At 42.8% G+C, this 19,950-nt stretch carries 19 protein-coding genes; 10 read left to right on the top strand and 9 right to left on the bottom strand.

Annotated elements, in window-relative coordinates:
• Positions 1 to 330 precede the first annotated feature (330 nt).
• Together ACPD8L_RS03845 and ACPD8L_RS03840 are read left to right on the top strand one after the other, a co-directional pair.
• Positions 331 to 1,998 (top strand): phospholipase D-like domain-containing protein, encoded by a 1,668-nt coding sequence (locus tag ACPD8L_RS03845; RefSeq protein WP_423942010.1) that lies wholly within the window; start codon positions 331 to 333, stop codon positions 1,996 to 1,998.
• Positions 1,999 to 2,433: 435 nt separating this feature from the next.
• Entirely contained in the window at positions 2,434 to 5,121 is a 2,688-nt protein-coding gene (locus ACPD8L_RS03840) for a hypothetical protein (protein WP_423942007.1), read from the top strand.
• A gap of 188 nt (positions 5,122 to 5,309) precedes the next feature.
• Here the strand turns inward: ACPD8L_RS03840 and ACPD8L_RS03835 are convergent, their stop codons facing one another.
• Positions 5,310 to 5,537, bottom strand: a complete 228-nt coding sequence (locus ACPD8L_RS03835) for a hypothetical protein (protein WP_423942004.1) — start codon at positions 5,535 to 5,537, stop codon at positions 5,310 to 5,312.
• Positions 5,538 to 5,729: 192 nt separating this feature from the next.
• Here ACPD8L_RS03835 and ACPD8L_RS03830 point away from each other — a divergent pair, with 192 nt between their 5' ends.
• The 3 genes from ACPD8L_RS03830 (at position 5,730) to ACPD8L_RS03820 (ending at position 7,729) form a co-directional block, all read left to right on the top strand.
• Positions 5,730 to 5,939, top strand: coding sequence for a helix-turn-helix transcriptional regulator (locus ACPD8L_RS03830; protein ID WP_127020419.1), 210 nt, complete (start codon positions 5,730 to 5,732; stop codon positions 5,937 to 5,939).
• 57 nt (positions 5,940 to 5,996) lie between these two features.
• The gene (locus tag ACPD8L_RS03825; protein WP_127020417.1) at positions 5,997 to 7,106 is read left to right on the top strand and encodes a hypothetical protein; all 1,110 of its coding nucleotides are present in this window, start codon (positions 5,997 to 5,999) and stop codon (positions 7,104 to 7,106) included.
• A gap of 329 nt (positions 7,107 to 7,435) precedes the next feature.
• Positions 7,436 to 7,729: a hypothetical protein gene (locus ACPD8L_RS03820; RefSeq protein ID WP_119645484.1), complete on the top strand. Its 294-nt coding sequence runs from the start codon at positions 7,436 to 7,438 to the stop codon at positions 7,727 to 7,729.
• 563 nt (positions 7,730 to 8,292) lie between these two features.
• On the opposite strand, the gene ACPD8L_RS03815 is transcribed toward ACPD8L_RS03820, so the two are convergent.
• The 3 genes from ACPD8L_RS03815 to ACPD8L_RS03805 form a co-directional block, all read right to left on the bottom strand.
• A complete protein-coding gene (locus tag ACPD8L_RS03815) occupies positions 8,293 to 9,066 on the bottom strand; it encodes a universal stress protein (protein WP_423942000.1) in 774 nt (257 codons plus the stop codon).
• 132 nt (positions 9,067 to 9,198) lie between these two features.
• On the bottom strand, positions 9,199 to 10,569 hold the full coding sequence (locus ACPD8L_RS03810; protein ID WP_423941998.1) for an aldehyde dehydrogenase: 1,371 nt from the start codon (positions 10,567 to 10,569) through the stop codon (positions 9,199 to 9,201).
• Positions 10,570 to 10,694: 125 nt separating this feature from the next.
• The gene (locus ACPD8L_RS03805; protein WP_423941995.1) at positions 10,695 to 11,480 is read right to left on the bottom strand and encodes a hypothetical protein; all 786 of its coding nucleotides are present in this window, start codon (positions 11,478 to 11,480) and stop codon (positions 10,695 to 10,697) included.
• Positions 11,481 to 11,625: 145 nt separating this feature from the next.
• Between ACPD8L_RS03805 and ACPD8L_RS03800 the strand changes: the two genes are divergently transcribed.
• Positions 11,626 to 12,102, top strand: a complete 477-nt coding sequence (locus ACPD8L_RS03800) for a hypothetical protein (protein WP_423941994.1) — start codon at positions 11,626 to 11,628, stop codon at positions 12,100 to 12,102.
• Between the two features lie 12 nt (positions 12,103 to 12,114).
• On the opposite strand, the gene ACPD8L_RS03795 is transcribed toward ACPD8L_RS03800, so the two are convergent.
• The 3 genes from ACPD8L_RS03795 to ACPD8L_RS03785 all read right to left on the bottom strand — a co-directional run bounded on the left by ACPD8L_RS03795 (position 12,115) and on the right by ACPD8L_RS03785 (position 16,545).
• Positions 12,115 to 12,771 (bottom strand): class I SAM-dependent methyltransferase, encoded by a 657-nt coding sequence (locus ACPD8L_RS03795; RefSeq protein ID WP_423941991.1) that lies wholly within the window; start codon positions 12,769 to 12,771, stop codon positions 12,115 to 12,117.
• 7 nt (positions 12,772 to 12,778) lie between these two features.
• Positions 12,779 to 16,027: a WD40/YVTN/BNR-like repeat-containing protein gene (locus ACPD8L_RS03790; RefSeq protein WP_423941988.1), complete on the bottom strand. Its 3,249-nt coding sequence runs from the start codon at positions 16,025 to 16,027 to the stop codon at positions 12,779 to 12,781.
• 101 nt (positions 16,028 to 16,128) lie between these two features.
• A complete protein-coding gene (locus ACPD8L_RS03785) occupies positions 16,129 to 16,545 on the bottom strand; it encodes a DUF3052 domain-containing protein (protein WP_421809403.1) in 417 nt (138 codons plus the stop codon).
• A gap of 99 nt (positions 16,546 to 16,644) precedes the next feature.
• On the opposite strand from ACPD8L_RS03785, the gene ACPD8L_RS03780 reads away from it, so the two are divergent.
• From ACPD8L_RS03780 to ACPD8L_RS03765, 4 genes are read left to right on the top strand one after another with little or no spacing between them, the layout of a single operon-like run.
• Entirely contained in the window at positions 16,645 to 17,073 is a 429-nt protein-coding gene (locus ACPD8L_RS03780) for an SRPBCC family protein (RefSeq protein ID WP_423941984.1), read from the top strand.
• A complete protein-coding gene (locus tag ACPD8L_RS03775) occupies positions 17,063 to 17,383 on the top strand; it encodes an ArsR/SmtB family transcription factor (RefSeq protein WP_421809402.1) in 321 nt (106 codons plus the stop codon). Before ACPD8L_RS03780 ends, ACPD8L_RS03775 begins: the two co-directional genes overlap by 11 nt.
• A gap of 57 nt (positions 17,384 to 17,440) precedes the next feature.
• Positions 17,441 to 18,073, top strand: a complete 633-nt coding sequence (locus ACPD8L_RS03770; RefSeq protein WP_421809401.1) for a GntR family transcriptional regulator — start codon at positions 17,441 to 17,443, stop codon at positions 18,071 to 18,073.
• Positions 18,074 to 18,125: 52 nt separating this feature from the next.
• A complete protein-coding gene (locus ACPD8L_RS03765; protein WP_293300605.1) occupies positions 18,126 to 18,269 on the top strand; it encodes a hypothetical protein in 144 nt (47 codons plus the stop codon).
• 1 nt (position 18,270) lies between these two features.
• Here ACPD8L_RS03765 and ACPD8L_RS03760 read toward each other — a convergent pair whose 3' ends face one another.
• Entirely contained in the window at positions 18,271 to 19,359 is a 1,089-nt protein-coding gene (locus tag ACPD8L_RS03760; protein WP_423941981.1) for an amidohydrolase family protein, read from the bottom strand.
• Positions 19,356 to 19,949: a nucleotidyltransferase family protein gene (locus ACPD8L_RS03755; protein WP_423941978.1), complete on the bottom strand. Its 594-nt coding sequence runs from the start codon at positions 19,947 to 19,949 to the stop codon at positions 19,356 to 19,358. Before ACPD8L_RS03755 ends, ACPD8L_RS03760 begins: the two co-directional genes overlap by 4 nt.
• Position 19,950: the final 1 nt, after the last annotated feature.

Below are 19,950 nucleotides of genomic sequence, written 5' to 3'. Positions count from 1 at the left end.
ACTAGTCAATATCAGATTTACAAGCAATCGAAAATTTTAGGGATGCATTTCAAACATATAGAAACATTGTTTTGTTCTATAAAAGTATATGGTAAAAGCATAAAAATTTTTCTACCTAAAAATTGAAAGTTTGTTATCAATCCTAGTTTATCATAATACTTTTAGGGTATTTTTTTGACTTTACCTGAAAGATACACTTGATAAAACCCCCAACATTTCTAAGGTTTTTCTGCAATCCGTTCCGGCAAACATTTTTTATCTTTAAAGAGTCAGGATAGCCTTCTTGATTTTTCCCCCGAACATCTATTTGGTCATCAAAAAACAACCGTCATGAGAAAATCGGGCACCAACAACGGCTTTAAACTGAACGTGATATCTGGCACCTATGTGGTGATGATGGGGTGGCACTTGCCCCAGAACCAGTGCGGGGGGCTTATGGGCTTTTCCATACACCGCGAGAGCCCTTCGGAGAACGAGGCCTTTTATTTAAAGGGCATGAAGGTCTTTCCAGAGACCGACCCGGGATTTCCACCAGGATCCATGTACGAGACCAGCAAGCAGCCCATTCAAGGGTTCCAATGGTCCGATTATTCGGCCAAACCGGGACTTACCTATACCTACACGGTCACGGCCTTGAAAGGTACCCCGGCCAATCTGCAGGACTTCAGTTCTGTTTCGGTGGACATTACCACCGAGAGCCCCGAAAATGGCGACCAAGATGTCTATTTCAACAGGGGTATCGCAGCCTCACAGGAATATGTGCGCCGTTTTGGGGACCAAAGACCGGAAGATGTGCCCAACGACAAGGCTTTTGAGTGGCTGTCGCGAGGGTTGTACGAGGCCTTGGAGAGCTACATCAACAGTTGTACGCCCGGAACGGACGAACTCTACATTGCCGCCTACGAATTTTATTATGACAAGGTGTTGTTGCTCATCAAAAACGCCATTGATAGGGGAGTAGTGGTAAAATTTGTGTACGATGCCCGCAAGGACAGCCCAAAAATTAAAAACCAAGAGGCCATGGTCACTTTTGGGTTGGACACCCATCCCTTCGCGTTTGAAAGGACCAGTCCAAAATCCTATATCTCACACAACAAGTTTATCGTAAAAGTGACCAACGGCGTGGCGAAATCGGTCTGGACCGGGGGCACCAATTTTTCGGAAGGGGGCATTTATGGACATTCCAATGTGGCCCATGTGGTAGAGGATGAGGCCGTGGCCCAAAAATTCAAACTGTATTGGGATGCCCTGGTGGAAAAACCGGAAAAGAGCAGTACCCTTAAGCAACGGGTGGAGGCCCTTTCACCGCTTCCTGTCAATAACCTGACCGACGGCACCCATGTGGTGTTCAGTCCCAGAAAAACCATCGATGCGTTGGATTGGTACGCACAATTGGCCAAAAATGCCCAAGAAGGGCTTTTTATGACGTTTGCTTTTGGGATGAACGACGTGTTCAAGGATGTTTACGAAAATGGACAGGCACCGTTCAGGGTCGCCCTGTTGGACAAACTCACCCGGGGTTTCCGTGACCCAGCAGACAAAACCGCCGAGGAACTGAAGATGCAGCTCCTTAGAAACAAAAAGGAAAATGTGTTTGCCGTGGGCAATTTTGTCCGAACCCATAAAATCGATGGTTGGCTCAAGGAGAAATTGACCACATTGAATTTCCACGTGCGTTACGTGCATAACAAGTTTATGCTGATTGACCCCTTGTCGGATTCACCCATTGTAGTGGCGGGTTCCGCAAATTTTAGTGAGGCCTCGACCATCAAAAACGATGAAAACATGGTGGTGGTCAAGGGCAATACCCGGGTGGCCGATATGTATCTGGGAGAATTTATGCGCTTGCATACCCACCATGCTTTTAGGGAATCGTTGGCATGGCGCAAGCCTAATGACCCACCTAGACCTTTGGGTACGGGCAATTGGTGGCAAGATTATTTTGGGGAAACCCCAAGGTCTATCCGAAGGCGGTTTTTTGCCAGGTTGGATGAATAAGATAATGTTGGAAATCAATTATTTGTCATTTCATAGAGAAACAATTAAAAGTTATAATCATGGGGTATGAAATTTTACATCACACAGAAAAAGATGAACTGGAAAAAATGGTCCGGAATTATTTAGAGCGTGGGTGGTCTCTGCAAGGAGGGGTTGCCGTAGGCGTTAAGAACGGTAATTCGGAAGCCTACTTTCAAGCAGTGAGCAAAAATTGATCATACCACTCTTTTTTAGGAGTTGGGCAAGTGCGCAATTGGGTTCTTGGACCGAGTTTCTTTTTATGGGCGGGAACATGTATTGTGTGCTCTGCAATGGCTGATATTTGTATTTTTTTTGTAAGTTGCTGTAGGCCAAAACCATATTTGCCAACCTCAAAGCTTTAAATTCCAGAACTTCTCTTTTTTTGAATTCGCTATGGTCAAAAGCAATTTTACCATGGAGAAACTCATCAAGCTTGTTGGACTGATGCATAAAAGTCCGATTATTTTCAATCTGGCAGTGTATACTTTTTTCACCATAAGTATCAGCGCTCATAGCGCCAAACTTCATAAAACCATTCCAACCGACAGCATTACGTTGGACGCCAGATATTACATCGAACTCAACACCTTAAAATCCATAGCTGCCGATCTGGATGCTTCAAACCCGCTCGATGTAAACGACGAGTGTGGGGAACAGACCTGCCAAAGTTTACGGGAGTACCACCACAAACTCTACAATCTAGAAGATGACTTAAGGGTATATCAAAATCTACTGTATTACAGCATCTATGCTTCCACACAAATTTTTGAAACCTATGCAGAGACCACAATAGCAAACGAGGAGTTTAAAAACAAGCTGCAAAATAGACTAATAGTAAAGGAAGGCATAGCCCAGTTTGCCTCGCTGCTTGCAGATATTCCCTCCATCTATGACCATATCAAGAATGGTAGTGGTCCGTTACCCAAAAAGACAGGTGACAAATTAGTACAATTGCTGAACAAAGCGGATGCCAATCTTACCGTTCTCAATAACGTGGTCAAGGTGGCCAAGCGAGATGGGGGTACTGATGCTGTCACAGAAATTACCGGCAGCCAAAACTGGTCCAATGTGTATGCGAGCCTTAAATCTGGTATAGATGCCTTAGTCTTGAATGAGCATTTCAAGACCTTGGTCGGTTCGGGCAATGCCACCAAGGTACAGTATTCCAGGGCCAGGGCAGGGGTTAGTACCCTTATTTTTAGATTGTTGGGCGTTTGGGCCAACCATGAACAGCAGCTCATGAGAGAATCCATCGGCGAACTGGATGAATATTTGCGGGTCAATCAACATGTATACCAGCAGCATTATCAGCGAAAAGTGTTGAAGCGTAGCATTTATGACTACATCGACACCCTGAAGACCAGAGTCCAAAAGCAAATGCGGAACGTGGAATGTAGCTCCCGCTTTTCTCGGGAAGACCGAAAAGATTTCCTCATGAACAAAAACACCTTTGGTGCCGGTCTTCTCTACTACAAGGAAAAGATAGTCAATGCTGCGGCTGACCATGGTTTAGTTTGGAAAAGCCCTCCCTGTGTAACCTATGCGCATCGCTTTTCGGTTAGGGATGGTGTGGGGAAGGAGTTTCCGGCAGAAATTAAAGTTGAGCAGTGGACCGGTACCAACAGTAACAGAAAAAAGTTTGAGGGGATTGCCAATGGCAACAAGGAATTCATGCTCCTACCAACCACCTATCTCCTTAGAATCCCACAGCAAACGGGTCCTGACCAAGTGTCCAAAAGCGATATTATACTTTGGAGTTATAAAATACCGGACAGCCAAAAACAGGTCATAAAACCCAATTCTGCAAGCAAAGATTCCATTCGCCAGATCACGGTAAAACCTTATGGAAGAGTTCAATTGGAAGTGTTTGACCCACAAGGAAACCCTATGCCCTTTAGCTATACTATTTCCAAAGGGAGTAAAATCGAGAGATCCACTACGTACCTAGGCAAGATATCCGAAGCCAAGAATGAAACCACCCAACCGGTTATTTTGGACCTCCCTGCGGGTGATACCCTATATCTGGGATTGGAAGACTTAAAACGTATTTTGGCACCTAGAGAGGTCAAGGATTTTGTCCTGGAGCCTGGAAAACTTAGAAAGTTCAGCTATACCCTTTACCCACATCCCTACAAGTTTACCATTATGGACGGTGTGGGTAAACCCATAACCCCTTACATCAACATTGCAAGGGTTTCCGATGGCCATGTGGTTTACGATGGACCCAGCAAATCCGAAGACATACGGTTAGCCCCGGGTAACTATAAGATTCATATCAAGGAATCTATCGATTTGAGTTTTTTCAGGGTATCCGAAGCTACCATTTCCTATCATAACATTTCGAGCTACGACCCCTATAGTATTACCCTGAATCCGTACGGTAGAATCAATTTGGATGTAGTGGACCAAGCGGGCAACCCCATTGATTTTAGATATGCTTTTAAAAATCTATCCAACGGCAAAACAATAGCTTCTTCGCTAACAGCACAAAACAAGACGGTAACTACCGATCTGCAAGCAGGGGTAGAACTGCAATTGGAGCTTATACATGCCAATGATTCCGATACCAAAGAAGTTGTGGTGGTTCCTGGAAAAATAAACCAACTCAAATACGTCTATGACAAGAGGAAGTTTTACGAGACCCCAAAAAAAGTCACCGATCCACAACCGTTGAATTCTAAACCAAATTCCACGGCCAAAACACTAAAGGAAGCTCCAGCTGGTTGGGCAAAGGGAGTTTTGTACAATTCAAATGATGGGACTTGTAAAAGATATACTGGATTGACCTTAGAGTTTGTGAACAGGAACAGTGAGTTCTTCAATTTGGAGACTGGGGAACGTTCTGAACGTATTTTGGTACCGCCCGGTCAGCAAGCACAGGTGGCCGCACCAAACAATGGCGGGCATTACCGGGTACAGGTGGTTGAGAAGGATGGTTCAAAAAATACCGTTTCATTTTGGTATTTGAAACGATCCGTGGACGGTTGGTGGTTTGCCGCAGGATGTGATGACGGTACAAAGCCAGAATCTTCCAATTGCTTTAACGGCATTGACAATAGGGGAGGGAAAAGCTATTCGGAATGTAGAACACTAGGAGAATAGTAATAAGTATTTCCATAGCTGGGCTATACGTAATTTGTAACCCCCATATGTTTCTTTGCTTTGAAAAGCAAAGTTTACTTTTCCAAGCTTCCAGAAAAGTTGAGCTAAAAACTTCCTTTTATAAATGTAATGGAACACTTATTTGTCGAGCCTGCGGAGTAGGGGAAGAAATGTGTGTGGAATGGGCTTTAAGCACAATTAGTTTGCTCAAGATGGATTTTTAAAACAGCTTCTTTTAACTCCATAAGTACATGACAAACATTTTGGCGCTCCGTTTCTGAAAAAGCATCTGTGGGAAGATAGTGGAACATATAAACGGCCTTGTCCAACCAATTAGTAAAAGAAAGCAAATCTCCCTCATGGCATTCTACAAAGTAGGAGAGTAGGGGAAGTAGGTTAATTTCATTGGGATTCATGGAGTTGGTTATTTAATTGTTGAAAAAAGCATAAATGACAGATATGATACGTTTTAATATTAAAAAATTAATTAAAACGATGCATAATTAAATTAAAATGGAATACAATTATCGTTTAAAGTTAATAATTAAATGCGAATTAGAGAACTAAGTTTGTTTAAAATGCTACAGATTTAACGTAAAACGATTCATATGAGCACTAAAAAGCCAATCAATAGAATTAGAGTAGTCCTTGCAGAACAGGATAGAACCAATAAATGGCTGGCCGAAAAAGTAGGGAAGAGCAGAACTACTGTTTCCCGATGGTGTACAAATGAGATGCAACCCTCACTTGAAACTTTGCGAGAAATTGCAGAAGCTCTGGGTGTGGATATTAGAGAGCTGTTAGTACCGAGCAAATAAAGAAATGTTTTGCAGATAGGGCATGAGATTATAAAATAAACAACCTTAAACTATAAAATGAATCAGGATTTCAATTTTATACAAGATCAGATTTTTAAAAGGATTCTAATTCGTGATTACATCGAAATGAATAATTGCCTTGAGGCTAAAGCATTCAAGGCAGTATTGGTTTTATCAGGTTCCATAATCGAAGCATTACTTCTTGAATTTCTGCTTAATAATCCGCCAAGCGGAACTACAAAAAATAAAATTGGCAAGTTGAAGTTTATTGAACTTATAGATTTATCAGAATCTGTTGGCCTAATCTCAAAAACAACAAAAGATTTAAGCTCTGTAATTCGGGAGTATAGAAATTATGTTCACCCAAATAAAGAGCTTAGGTCTAAATCAGAAATAAATGAAGACAAAGCAATTATAGCATGTAGACTTGTCAATATGGTTATAAATAGTGTTGAACACAAGCATCCTGAACTCTACGGTAGTAAAGCTGAAGATGTTTTCTCCAAACTCCAAACAGATGCTCATTCCAGGAAAATAATTAGACATATACTGGATAAAATGAACCAAAATGAAATAGACTTATTGTATCAAAAATTTATTTCCTTTTATCTTAACTCCGAGGAAGAAGATAATTATTCAGCAAGAACATTTGTTCAATTCGGTATGGAAAAATTAGAAACAGTTGTTTCGGAACATATAATCAAATCATATGTGTTAAAAATTGAAAAAGAAATAACCAATGGCAGTAGGGAACAGGCTGAAAAATTATTTCAGCTTTTTGGAGATAAATTGCACTACTATTCTGAAGAAGTGCAAAATACAATTCTTATCTATATGTATTCGTGTCTTGGAACATGCTCCCGATATCTTAACAATCCAAACTTACTCAAATACTCATCAAGAGGAATTATCGATAAAATGAACTCATATTTAGATAGTTCAAAACCATATTACAAAACGCATTTAAATGTAATGAGAACAATAGTCGAGAATATTGCAGATATTAAAGAAGATCCAGATAAATATGATGCGCGTGAAGCATTTAAAGCCTTAAAAAATGGAATTTCAGATGAGGAATATAATAAATTCATAGGTCAGGAAGCTTTACAACCAAACATTCCTGATTTCAACAAAATTTTGAATGATAAAGAACTGTTCCCATTTTAAAAAGGTAGAGTTAGGCCAGAAGAAAATGCGGGCCGGCGTCGGGGTGAATTTGTGGCTGGGCACACGCGATAAAAAGTGATTATCCAGTGGATGATTACTTTTTTCGGCGAGATGGAGAATGGAGCATTGCCACCAACGCGCCATCTGGCTCCTTCACTAAAAAGGTCTACCAGACCTTTTCTTTACGTTCGGCCCTGTGTGGGCGTAAACGCCCAAGTAGCGAAGCTATTAAGACACAAAGAGCGCGTGGAAGCATATTTTCTTCTTGATTTTTTGTTTCTTTTTTATCAAGAAAAAAGATAGGAGAATATAGCATAATTTTAATAGAAATGAATTTAGAAAAACCGGTAAAGAGCTTTGATGAAGTTAGTATCACATTCATTGTTCTAATCTTTATCTCCATTATTTTTTCAATTTCAATTGCTTTAATGGCAGATATTTCTGCTAGCTCAGGCCATGGAGGATTGATTTATGTCATCGGACCAACTTTGGTTGGATTACTGCTCATAGTTATCTATCTGGTCGTTTTGATCACTAAACCCCAATGGAAATATATTTTTGGAACCGCATTTATCATTGCGAATCTCATTACAGGTTTTATTTTCATGAATACAACTTTTTAAAAGCTATTTTAAAAAAGGGAAAGTTAGCAAGTGCTTAGAAATTTATGCGCTAGCTAAATTTTAAGCTTTTGCGACAAGCTGATGATATTTTCCTGAAATTTTTCTTTTCCAGATTTTCAATTAAACCAAAGGTTTCAACAAATACGAAAAGCTGAGCTTTTAATGGCGCTGGCCAAGTGGCTGAGAATTGCGTATAAAAATAAATGCAAGGGCATTTACTTTTTATGAAAGCAATGTGCTGTTGGCCGAGCGGCTATTTTACATAACGACAAATTATAGGTACAAATGTGCTTGCACATTCACGAACACCCGTAAAATAATTAGCACGTGAGTAAATGAAAACTAACGGTGCGCAGCACACCGAATTGGAATTATACATGACCCTGTTGCAAATTTCAATAAATAACGCTCACATGAGGGATATTTTACATAATGGAAAATTATAGCTTACGGATGGCGAAACCCTTAAAATACAACATGACGACATTTGTACTATAATTTACATTATGTAAAATAGAAAATGTATAAAGAAAGAGAAACCAATAATACTTCCCCTATTTTATTTAAGCCATCACAAATATCGGCACATTGGATTTCCGGACCAAATGCCTGGCCTGTGCCTTGTTGGGTACGCATAACAATTCTGTGTTGGTCCGGGATAGATAACTCACCAGACCATCCATGGCATTGGAACCTTCAGTAAATTCATAAGAAACTGTTTTTTGCCATAAACTTTGGGGTTGGTATGCGGTATCATGCTTCTTTATACGGAACAATCGCATGGGCTTTTCACTGTCGCGTTTTAAATCCTTAATGATTTCCAGACCTTTATTCTGTACCTCATTCCCAAAAAAGCCCAAATTCAAATCCTTGAACGTATGGAATTTATGATCTTCATCCATAACCAATACATTGGTATTGGCTTCCGATACCACATAATCGGCAAGACTATCGTTCCAAAGCCCCAACATTGACCTACGTTTGCCCAATACTATGATATCAAAATGTTGTTGGTCAAGATGTTCTTTAATGGTACTCTTCGCATTTCCGTACACCAAGGTATAGTTAATGGGAAGCCCCTCCCCTTTCTGAATATCTTGGATTATACGCTGCATCTTGGAACGGGTTTTTCGGTCGTCCTTGTAGATGGTGTCCAAGGCGGAAAACTGACTTTCCCGCTTAACCACATCGATGGCGGGCTTAACGTGTAGAACATCAATGGTTGCGTTGATTGCCTTGGCCATTTCCACGGCATTGGCCAATACATGTTCTGAGTTTTTGGATACCTCCAGCAAAACGGTAACTCGGTACTTCGCGGTTGTGTTTTTAGGGCTCATTTGCTCAAGATTAGATGTGTGACCTAAAGATACGACACAAACCCAAACCTTACCATAGTTTAACGTTTGATTATCGCAATAATTGTTTGATGCTCAACGATATGTGTTCAAAATTATGGATTCTTGACATTTCTAAAACAAGTGTCGTATTTTCTTGATCCAGCGTATGGGAATCTTATACGGAGCGTATCGGAGGGGTACATCCAACCAATTGGCACGTTTTACCACGGCCTTGTGATGGGAAAATAGGTCGAAGGAGTGTTTGCCATGGTACCCTCCCATTCCCGATTGCCCTACCCCGCCAAAGGGTAGCTGCTTATTACTGATATGGATGACAGTATCATTTATAGCACCGCCCCCAAAACGGTATCGGGACATGATTTTTTTCTGAAATGCACTTTTCTTGGAAAATACGTAAAGTGCCAGAGGTTCGGGATGACTTAAAATATATCGGTCCAGATCAGCTTCGGTGGTATAAGATATTATGGGTAATATTGGGCCGAAAATCTCCCCGTTCATCAGTGTGTCCTGCATATCGGGTTCATCCACCAAAGTGGGGGAAATATATTGGTCCGCATCGTTGCATTTCCCACCAAAGAGCAACTTCTGTCCGTCTAGGCTTTCCTTGAGTTCTTGATAATGCTTTGTTGTGGCCATTCGGGCAAAATCTGGGGAAGCTTCCGGCTCTTTTCCATAAAATTTTTGAATCTGCTGCTTTAATTCCCCCACCAATTGGTCTTTTACACTATCATGCACTAGAATATAATCCGGGGCCAAGCAGGTTTGTCCCGCATTGATGAACTTTCCCCAGGCAATGCGCTTTGCGGCCAGTTTAAGATGGGCCGATTCATCCACAATACATGGATTTTTGCCACCTAGTTCCAACGTAACGGGAGTCAAATGTTCGGCAGCGCTTTTATACACAATTTGCCCAACACGCGTACTCCCCGTAAAGAAGATATATTCCCATTTTTTGGACAAAAGTTCCTGAGAAACCCCCACTCCACCCTCAACAACGGCCACATACTCTGGTGGGAACACTTTTCCAATGATATCGGCGATGATTTTTGAGGTATTTGGACTTAGTTCCGAAGGTTTTAGCACTACCGTATTTCCAGCGGCTATGGCGCCTACAGCCGGAGCCAATGCCAGCATAAAGGGATAGTTCCAAGGAGAAATAATCAATACTTTGCCATAAGGTTCGGGTTGTATCCAATCTTTTGATGGGAAATTGGTCCAAGAAGTTTCCACGGGGGTTGGACGACTCCATGTAGCACATTTTTGAATAGCATATTTTAACTCGGCGAGCACCAATTGGGTCTCGGTGGCCAAGGCCTCAAACTTCGGCTTTTTAAAATCGGCATAGAGCGCGTCGCAAATGGCATCTTCACAATCTTTGATCTCTTGCATCAGCCGTTTTAGGTATTGCTTCCTAAAATGTACCTCCTTTGTTTGTTGCGAAGCAAAAAATTGGTTCTGCTGTTGTATTAGGCCTTCCACCATATTATATGCCGAATGATTTCCCTAAATATAACGAAACTGAATGTAGAAGCTCCAAGATCTTTTGGATTGAGGGCAAAAAAAGCACCGATTTAATCGGTGCTTGATATCTTTTTTTGAAGAATGGATTATATGGTTATTTCCTCAGTCACTTCATTGGGGTAGATTACAGTAGCTTTATCATCACATTCGCCATCACCAAAATCAACAGTCACTACAAGACCATTCTTGGAAACTATCATGGTACCTGTGGTGAAGTTTCCACATTGGGCATCGATTTCTACGCCATTGGTCTCGATGGAATAGGTATTTCCATTGGCTTGTATGGCCCAAGATCCCGAAATTCCAATAGTGAAGTTATCCAAGGTCTCACCAAAACTGAATGTGAAGGTTTTGTCGCCGGTTTCAACAATGCTGCTTCCATCAGCCAATTCAATGGTGATATTGCTGGTCACTGTGAATGAAATGGAATTTCCTTCGGTATCACCGCTCATTGTGAAATTCCTGGTTCCATTGATCTTGATATCGCCTACGTAAAAATCGCTATACGCTACACTGAATGAGGTAGCTTCCCCACTGGTGTCATATGTAGCAACAACGGTTCCGTTCACATTTTCGGTTCCGTTCAGGACACAATTATTGAAAGTGGCCGTAAAACCGGTTTCGGTATACTCGGCACTGTAACATTCGTTTGTTTTTGCCGTTTTGGCGGTCTCTCCATTATCGGCGAAGAGTTCTGCCAAAGCATTATCAGCCACACTGGTTAATTCGTCAGACGTCAAAATGGTCTGTACTTCTACTTGGGTCAGTTCTTGGTCACTTGGCGGTTTTGCATCATCGCTACAAGATTGCGCAATAAGCAAGGCCAAACCTATGAAAGCTATTTTTCCAATGTTTTGTATGGTTCTGTTCATGTCGTGTAAGTTAAGGTGTTACGGTGCTTAAACGGTCTTGGAAATACTTTAGTACATTTATTGGGTGTAGATCGATAAAATGTTAGGGAGCATTCAAATATTTTTTCTTGAAATCTGTTATTTTGATATATCAATCTAAAAACTCATGAAAAATATCTACAAAACCTTTTTGGGAATTGCTGCATGGATACTCGTTTTATCTTGTAGTAATGATGATGGTGCTGCTACTGGTGCTGCTAACCTAGAAGTGATAGGCATATGGGATTTGGCCCAAGTCAATGTCAGTTCGGCACAGGATATTGATATGGACGGCACTTCTTCAACCAACTTAATGAATGAGCTGGATTGCATTTCGGGTACTCTTTTGATTGATGGAGATATGGTATGGACCTTTGAACAAACCGGTATTAACATCACAGCCATTACCAATGGGCAGTTTGTGGCCCAATGTTCAGGCTCTGTGGCGGCCACTGGGGCCTGGTCTTCCTCAGGTACCGAAGTTGTCCTGCAGGGAAGCAGCCTTTTGGGTACCCTTACCATTGATGGAGATCAATTGACCAAGGATATTGGAGATGATTTACCGGGAATCCGCAGTTATGTCTATGTCCGAAGACCTCAGTAGTCTATAAGCGGGTCAAGGCTTTTGCGCCACAATGACCCACATTTGTTTATCGTCTTCACGTTCCCATTTCCCATGGTTTTCGATTTCCGAAATGATCGTGAAACCGGCCTGTTTCAGTTCTTCCCGGACATAGTCGGCAGACAGTGAATGGGATGCCACTTGCGTTTCCCTGGATTTTCCACGTACCCAATCCTTGAGTTTTTCCAGAACCATCACTTTTCCACCGGGTTTCAGAGCCGACTTTACATGCTGGAGTATTTTTTGATGGGCATCCATTTCATGGTAGGTATCCATAATAAAAATCATATCCAACTCCCTTTCGGGCAGTTTGGGATCGTCATAGTCTCCCAAAATGGTCACAATGTTTCCCAAGCTTCGCTTATGGGCATTCTCCCTTAGTTTTTCCAATCGGTCAGAACGGACATCAACCGCATACACTCGACCACTTTCGGTTACTTTTTTGGATAGATGCATGCTCAAGTAACCTTCATGGCATCCTATATCGGCCACTTTGTTGCCCTGCCCTACCCCGATTAGGTCCAGCAAGAATTCCGTTTTCATCCATTTGTCCCGCTCCTTCCAATCGGCTTCGGTGTATTGTCCCAATAGTGTTGTGGGTAAAGCAACCAAGAGCAATAAAAGGAAGGAACGGATGGATGATGTTGGCATAATTCGATTAGTTTTCAATAAGTCCTTGTCCCTCGATCCATGGAGCGCCTGCTGTTTTTAAGTCGGCTTCCAAGGAAGGCAAGGTATTTTGGACCAAGGTGGACAATTGTTTCTTGATTCCCTGCAATTGGTCATCAGCCCTTTTTAGGGCGGCTTTGTGGTTCCCGGTCGGGCCATAGGTATTGGCCAGTGCCACCATACCCACAAAATTGCCATCCCCAGGTGTAGGCGGATTGCTCTCCCCTATCTCATTTTTCGCAGGGTTTCCATTCATTTGTTGATTCAATTCCAGTAACTGCATTTTGGCCGCATGGATTCTTGAGGATAATGCTGCATTGGGATTCACGGCCTCATCCATGGCGCGTTTCATGGCATTCACTAGGCTGATACTTTTGCTTAACACCGTATTGGTGGCCGTAAGATCTTGTTGAAACTGTTGGAATTGGTTTCTAAAGGCATCTATTTCGGCAATCGGCTTGGAAGGCAAGGCTCCTTTGCCCAAAGCCTTTACTTCAAAAGTTTGCGGATTGGACAGTGGTTTCAGTTCTCCATCAACACGCTGGTATAATTCCACGGAATAGGTGCCGGGCGTAGCTAAGTATGGAACTGCAAAGTAGTCTTCATCACCACCTTGGGGACTCTCCAAGGAAATCCCCCCTCTAGATGCATAGGAAAGGTCCCATGCTACCCGATTAAACCCTTTTTTATTGGTTCCGGACACTGTATTTACCACTTTGCCGGAACCATCCTTGATCAAAAGGACCAATGCAGGCTCTTCTTGAGTGGTTTCCTGTGCCAGTTGATCCCATCCTGGGAACGGAACATTGCTCTTTTGCTTGTTGAGCTCTTTTTCCTTTTCGGTACGGATTTCCTTCAATGACTTAAGTTTTTCGGGAAGATAGTAGGTGAAAGTTGCCCCGAAAGATGGATTTTTGGCCGCATACTCGGAATGCCCTTGGCCATACACCTCATCTTTTTCAATATACCAATAGGCAGGTTTCACCTTGAACAACGTGGGAGTTTTGACTGAGGGGTCAAAATCCCGTAAAGGCGAAATATCATCCAAAATAAAGATGCCCCTTCCAAAGGAACCGCCCACAAGATCATCTTCCCGGCGCTGAATGGTGACATCCCTAAAGGAAATGGTAGGGACTCCCCCATCCAATTTGGTCCAACTGCTTCCACCGTTGTTGGTGAAATAGATGCCGAACTCCGTTGCGGCAAACAACATCCCTTTCTTTTTGTGGTCTTGGACGATTCTCCACGTAACCAATCGTTTGGGCAAGTTTCCGTTGATGAAGGTCCAAGTGTTTCCTTTATCGGTACTTTTTAATAAGTAGGGTTTAAAATCCCCTTCCTTGTGATTGTCGAGCACCAAATAAACCGTGTTTGCGTCGTGCAAATCGGCACGGACGTCGTTGACAAAGGCTCTATTGGGCACCCCTTTGATGTTGCCCAACATGATTTTTTTCCAAGTATCACCACCATTTTCAGTGACTTGCAGTATCCCGTCATCGGTTCCGGCATAAATAAGACCCTCTTGTAATGGAGATTCAGCTAGCGAGGTAATGGTATTGTAGTTGGACATGGCCCCGACATCCCACGGATTGTCCCAACTCTGTTGGCGCCCCATGATGGGTAATGGTAACCGCTCCTCGTTCCGGGTGAGGTCTTCCGAAATAGGGGTCCAGTCGTCTCCCCTATTTTCTGATTTCCATACGCGGTACGAAGCAAAATACAAACGTTCCGGTTTGTGTGGACTCACCAAAATGGGGGAATCCCAGTTGAAACGTTCAGAGGGTTCCCCTGCTCTGGGCTGGGGCTGTATGAATACAATTTCCCCGTTGGTCTGGTCTATTCTCCATAACCAACCTTGTTGGAATTCACCATAGGTGATGTCCGGATTTCCCGGTTCCGTGGCTGATTGGTGCCCATCGGCCCCCAAAGTGATCCACCAGTCTGAATTTAGGATACCCGCCTTGCTCTTGGTGCGCGAAGGTCCGCCATGGGAACCATTGTCTTGGGTGCCCCCAAAGACATTGTAGAAAGGTTTGGCATCATCAACCGCAATTTTATAGTATTGGGTCACGGGCAGGTTGGCAAAGAAACGCCATGTCTGGGTGTCATCATAGGATTCATAGAGACCACCATCGGTTCCAAATAGCACATAATCCGGGTCCGAGGGCTTAAACGCAATGGCGTGACTGTCCACATGCTTTTTGTCTTCGTTCATTGGTCGGAATGTTTTACCGTGGTCATCCGAAATCAAAACGATATAGCTCATTAGGTACAATCGCCCTTCTTGATGCGGCGAAGTATAGAGTTCTTGATAGTAGTGGGGTCCCGTTCCACCGGAAACCGCGTCGGACTGTTTGGTCCACGAAGCTCCGCCGTTTGCTGACATGAATACCCCTCCTTTTTTTCGGTCCAACTCAATGGCCGCATAGATGGTTTCATTGTCAAACTGGGAAATGGCCAAGCCAATTTTCCCCAAATTGGAAGTGGGAATACCACTTTTGAGTTGGGTCCAGCTTTCCCCTCCATCCGTACTTTTATGGATACCTGACCCAGGGCCACCACCCATATAGGCGGCAACCGTTCTGTGACGGTCCCAAGTGGCAGCATAGAGTACATCGGGATTGGTGGGGTCCATAATAAGGTCCGTAGCACCGGTCCATTCACTGTTGCCCAAGGTTCTGTTCCAGGTTTTACCGCCATCTGTGGTCTTGTAGAGGCCCCTCTCCCCTCCTTTTGACCATAAAGGCCCTTGGGCAGCGACCCAAACAATATCCGAGTTTTCAGGGTGTACAATGATTTTGGAAATATGTTCTGAAGTCTTCAGTCCCATATTGGTCCATGTTTTGCCTTCGTCATGGCTTACATAAACACCATCGCCAAACCCTACGTGTCTTCCACCTACATTTTCCCCAGTACCAACCCAAACCGTGCTAGGGTTGTTGGGGTCTATGGTAACGCATCCAATGGAATAACTGGATTCTTTGTCGAAAATTGGGGTCCATGTGACCCCAGCGTTCGTGGTCTTCCATACATTGCCCGATCCCACGGCAACATACCATGTGTTTTCATTGTTGGGGTGTATGGCAATATCGGCAATACGGCCCGATGTGAGTGCAGGTCCCAGATTTCGAAACTCCAGTCCCGCATATGGGGATGGCTCTGGTTTTTGGGCTTTGGAAGTAAAAGTTAAGGTGAAAAATAAAAATAATAGAGCGTAGACTTTGTAGTAATGTCCCATGTGTAACAGTTTAGTCGGTTTAGTAGTGTAATATAACTAAAAGCCTGTAGGTCAGTTCTAAAAGAAATGTGAAAAAAATATGAATTATAGTGGAGATAGGGTCATTTACGGTCTTTAAGGCGGTAGACAAATTTCAACCCGCTCCAGTCTTCATCGATAGCCGCAACTTTAGTATCCACAAGACCGATGGAAAGTAAATGCTCACGAATACGCTCTCTATTGAGATCTGTTTGGATTTTGGAGGTTCCCTTGGGCCAACTCACCCACAAACTACCGTTGGGCTTTAGATGTTCTTTGCAATGCTCGGATTGTAGAATCATTTCCTCTTGGGTAGTGATAAAAAGATGGATGAAATCCATTTTGCCCCTTCCAAAGCCCTGTTCTATGTTCAAGTTATTTGGAAGGTCAGTAAAGAGATGCCAATATTGTTCCGGGGCTTTAAGTACCAAAACGGAAAAGTCTTCTTTAATACCTAGTTTTTTGGCTAGCGGGGTTCCTGAGTATCCTGATGAATTCATTGTATAATCAAAATATGCAACCAAAAAGTTGCTTGTTTTAAAAACTTTCGTAAATTAGCAACCAATAAGTTGCATGAATATAATCAAAAAGCGATAGATATGAATGATGTAATTAAAAAAGAGCATGTATTTGCCCATCCCATTCAAAAAGTCTGGGATGCCATTACCAAAGCAGAAGAGATCTCCAAATGGTTTCTGAAAACAGATTTTAAAGCCGAAAAAGGCTTTAAATATACTTTTCAGTCCAGTGGAGAAGCGGACTGTACCCAAATTACCGGTGAAGTGAAAAGTGCGGATCCCTACATTTTAATCTACACATGGGTTGTGATGGATACCAATGTTGATACCGTGGTACGTTGGGAGCTACAGGAAATCAAAGGCGGGACAAAACTATGTCTCGAACATTCCGGTATCTCAAACTACCCTGAAAGTTCTGCCGTCACATTCTTCAATAGTTTCAATTCAGGTTGGGACCACTGTGTAAACGATCTTGTATCATTTTTAATGGAAGAGGTACATGCAAGATAACATTACAAAAATCCTCAAGGCCATTGCCGACCCAACAAGGCGTGAAATATTTCACGCCTTGGTCATTGCAACCTCTGCCCTATCCATTACACAGATTTGTGGTCAGTTCAGCATGAGCCGTCAAGGGGTAACCAAGCATATCAAAACCTTGGAAGATGCTGGCTTGGTGGATATTACCACAAAGGGCAGGGAGCGGTTTTGTTTGGCCGATGTGCAACCGCTCAAACAAGTTTCAGAGTGGATGAAATTCTATGAAAAATTCTGGGATAGTGCATTGGGCAATTTAGGTACTTACTTGGACGAAAGTTAATCGATTCTTCATTGACTAATTTAGAAGGGTTAAGCTAAGGATTTGTATTTTAGGGATATGAATCCAATTGGTGCCCTTCGGGATACAGTGAAAAACCACCTCCTTGTCCAAATCCAAAATGGAGCGTTGGAAGTGGGTAAAACTATTAATTTAGCCCAACTGTCCCGAGATATTGGAATAAGTGTTACCCCAATTCGGGAAGCTTTGAGTCAATTGGCCTATGCCGGGGTAATCAAGGCTGTTCGAAATAGAGGTTTTGTGGTTGCCCAATTGAGTGAAGAGGAAGCCAAGAATCTATATGAAACCATAGCACAACTTGAGGTGATGGCCTTGGAAGATTCCATTTTTACGGTAAACTCCGTGGAATCGTTACAGCAAACTTTGCATTTGTTCGATACTGAAAGGGACCCTGTTAAATGTTTAAACCTTCGGTTTGTATTTCATCATTTGTTGGTTCAGAATTGTCCTAACACCATTCTATTGCAAACCTTGGACAATTTAAAACTCAGATTGCGTTTTTATGAGCAAGGCTTGGTCAAAGACCCTACTTTTTATGCAGGAATGAAGCAGCAGAACGAGGCAATCCTACGCGCCATTGAAGAAGATAATCTGCCTACGGCCTGCCTTATTTTAAAGATGAGCTGGATGGGCGCTTTGGAATATATCACCAAAAAAATGGAAACCCCTTGAGTGCCAGAAAATAAATTCGATAGGATTCCGTTAAACACAAAAAACAACTTCGATGCAATTTTTGAATAGGGAAATAGAAGCATTGACCAAACGAAAAAAATCCAGGACATTGGTCAAAAGACAAGTGTCATGTGGAATTTTTCAGGATTTGGATACCGAGGGACTTCGTATCAATAAAAGAGCCCCAAGAAAATAGACTATTCTTTGAATAGTGACTTATCCAAACCGGGGATGAGCCCCAATGCATTCTTGTAGTATACTTTCTTTAGGACTTCATCTGGCAAGTCCAGACCATACATGGCCCAAAAGGCGTGGTATTTTTTATAATAGGGAAAATACTCATCGGCGGTTTCCAAAACCCTAAAATAGGTGGGGAACTCTTCAGGTTTCCAACTATCCTTTCCAAATAGTATCCGGTCTTGGTATTTTATGAAAAATGCCCGTGCCCGTTTGGGTTGTCGCCCCAACTCGGCAATAATGGCTCCAATACCCACATACATATTGGGCATTTCTTCCATACAGGCCTCCAATTTGTCCAAATCATTGGCGTACCATCCCATGTGCGCATTAATGAACTTGGTTTTCGGATGTTTTTTGAACATCCGATGCTGTTCGTCAATAATCTGTTGCCACGGGGCTGGGTCTGTTGCGGAGCGTTTCCTTCTGGGGTGGGTCTTTAGCTCCAGCCATCTTTCATTGTTACTGTCCATAGGGTCCCAGAATGACTTTGGGTCCGCTGAATGAATCAATACAGGGATTCCCAACTCGGCGCATTTTGCCCAAATGGGGTCCAATCGTGGATCATCCACGGCAATCCGATTGCCATTGATATCGTTGTTTCTGAGTCCTAAACTTTTGTACACCTTTAAACCTTTGGCGCCACTTTTCACATCTTCTTCCAGTTGTGATGAGGCTCGTTCTCCCCAATCGGGAGTTCCCACTCCGCTAAAGTCCACGTTGGCAAAAACAGCAAACCGATTGGGATAGTGTTGGTTTACATTTCGCAATTTGGCTTTCAGCTCTTCTCCAGAACCCCCGCTCAGATTCACCATAATGCCCTCATTGAGTTTATCCATATCTCTTACCAAGGTTGACAAATCTTGGGACCCCATACGGAACTGATGGCTATGTACATCGATAAAGGTGAATTTGGCCCGCTCCACAGGGTGTTCAGGAACCACTAAAGTAGACTTTGGGTTGTATTCCTCAAATCCCATTTCTTGCGCATTAATGGTTAAAAGAGTGGTGAAAAACGCTAAAGACAAAGCTATGCTTTTGATTCTCATGGTGTGGTTTTGGTTAACTGGTTATAGGTTTCTATGGTGTCAATATCAATTTCCTTTCCTTCTGGTTGAAGGACAGAGATTTGTTTTTTATGGGCATTGATAATTTGTCTTGCCCCAAAATCCCCACTCAATTGGGTAAGTTCCAAAAATAGATGTTTGGGGAAAATGGCGGGTGCTCCAACTTTCTCTCCATAAGCCGTGGCTGTAATCTTCGATAGGTCCTTTTCAAACCCACTTTTGAGTTGGTTCAGGTAAGGGGCGTCCAGCAGGGGTTGGTCCACCAACGTGATCAAAATTCCATCCGGGGAGGGATTCTCTTTCAAAATATGTTGCACACCTTTGGAGATGGAACTTCCCATTCCCAACTCCCAATCGGAATTTTGGATGGATTCGACTGTATTGGGAATAGCACTCTTGATCTGTTCCGAATTGGCACCATATACCACAGTGACGGAATCCGACACTTTTTTTGCTTGCACTATGGCGTGCCCTAACAATGTGGTGTCTTTCCATGGGAGCAATTGTTTGGCCTTGCCCTTCATTCGCGAAGAGGCTCCGGCTGCCAATATCAGAATGGAAATCTTGGCCATG

The organism is Flagellimonas algicida (assembly GCF_049629585.1).
Classification (GTDB): Bacteria; Bacteroidota; Bacteroidia; order Flavobacteriales; family Flavobacteriaceae; genus Flagellimonas.
Note: the sequence above shows the minus strand (reverse complement) of the source record. Positions and strands in the feature narration are given on the sequence as shown.

What these genes read in the sequence shown, in the direction of transcription:
- ACPD8L_RS03845 (WP_423942010.1), top strand. Translation starts at nt 331, where the DNA reads ATGAGAAAATCGGGCACCAACAACGGCTTTAAACTGAACGTGATATCT.
- ACPD8L_RS03840 (WP_423942007.1), top strand. Translation starts at nt 2,434, where the DNA reads ATGGAGAAACTCATCAAGCTTGTTGGACTGATGCATAAAAGTCCGATT.
- ACPD8L_RS03835 (WP_423942004.1), bottom strand. Translation starts at nt 5,537, where the DNA reads ATGAATCCCAATGAAATTAACCTACTTCCCCTACTCTCCTACTTTGTA.
- ACPD8L_RS03830 (WP_127020419.1), top strand. Translation starts at nt 5,730, where the DNA reads ATGAGCACTAAAAAGCCAATCAATAGAATTAGAGTAGTCCTTGCAGAA.
- ACPD8L_RS03825 (WP_127020417.1), top strand. Translation starts at nt 5,997, where the DNA reads ATGAATCAGGATTTCAATTTTATACAAGATCAGATTTTTAAAAGGATT.
- ACPD8L_RS03820 (WP_119645484.1), top strand. Translation starts at nt 7,436, where the DNA reads ATGAATTTAGAAAAACCGGTAAAGAGCTTTGATGAAGTTAGTATCACA.
- ACPD8L_RS03815 (WP_423942000.1), bottom strand. Translation starts at nt 9,066, where the DNA reads ATGAGCCCTAAAAACACAACCGCGAAGTACCGAGTTACCGTTTTGCTG.
- ACPD8L_RS03810 (WP_423941998.1), bottom strand. Translation starts at nt 10,569, where the DNA reads ATGGTGGAAGGCCTAATACAACAGCAGAACCAATTTTTTGCTTCGCAA.
- ACPD8L_RS03805 (WP_423941995.1), bottom strand. Translation starts at nt 11,480, where the DNA reads ATGAACAGAACCATACAAAACATTGGAAAAATAGCTTTCATAGGTTTG.
- ACPD8L_RS03800 (WP_423941994.1), top strand. Translation starts at nt 11,626, where the DNA reads ATGAAAAATATCTACAAAACCTTTTTGGGAATTGCTGCATGGATACTC.
- ACPD8L_RS03795 (WP_423941991.1), bottom strand. Translation starts at nt 12,771, where the DNA reads ATGCCAACATCATCCATCCGTTCCTTCCTTTTATTGCTCTTGGTTGCT.
- ACPD8L_RS03790 (WP_423941988.1), bottom strand. Translation starts at nt 16,027, where the DNA reads ATGGGACATTACTACAAAGTCTACGCTCTATTATTTTTATTTTTCACC.
- ACPD8L_RS03785 (WP_421809403.1), bottom strand. Translation starts at nt 16,545, where the DNA reads ATGAATTCATCAGGATACTCAGGAACCCCGCTAGCCAAAAAACTAGGT.
- ACPD8L_RS03780 (WP_423941984.1), top strand. Translation starts at nt 16,645, where the DNA reads ATGAATGATGTAATTAAAAAAGAGCATGTATTTGCCCATCCCATTCAA.
- ACPD8L_RS03775 (WP_421809402.1), top strand. Translation starts at nt 17,063, where the DNA reads ATGCAAGATAACATTACAAAAATCCTCAAGGCCATTGCCGACCCAACA.
- ACPD8L_RS03770 (WP_421809401.1), top strand. Translation starts at nt 17,441, where the DNA reads ATGAATCCAATTGGTGCCCTTCGGGATACAGTGAAAAACCACCTCCTT.
- ACPD8L_RS03765 (WP_293300605.1), top strand. Translation starts at nt 18,126, where the DNA reads ATGCAATTTTTGAATAGGGAAATAGAAGCATTGACCAAACGAAAAAAA.
- ACPD8L_RS03760 (WP_423941981.1), bottom strand. Translation starts at nt 19,359, where the DNA reads ATGAGAATCAAAAGCATAGCTTTGTCTTTAGCGTTTTTCACCACTCTT.
- ACPD8L_RS03755 (WP_423941978.1), bottom strand. Translation starts at nt 19,949, where the DNA reads ATGGCCAAGATTTCCATTCTGATATTGGCAGCCGGAGCCTCTTCGCGA.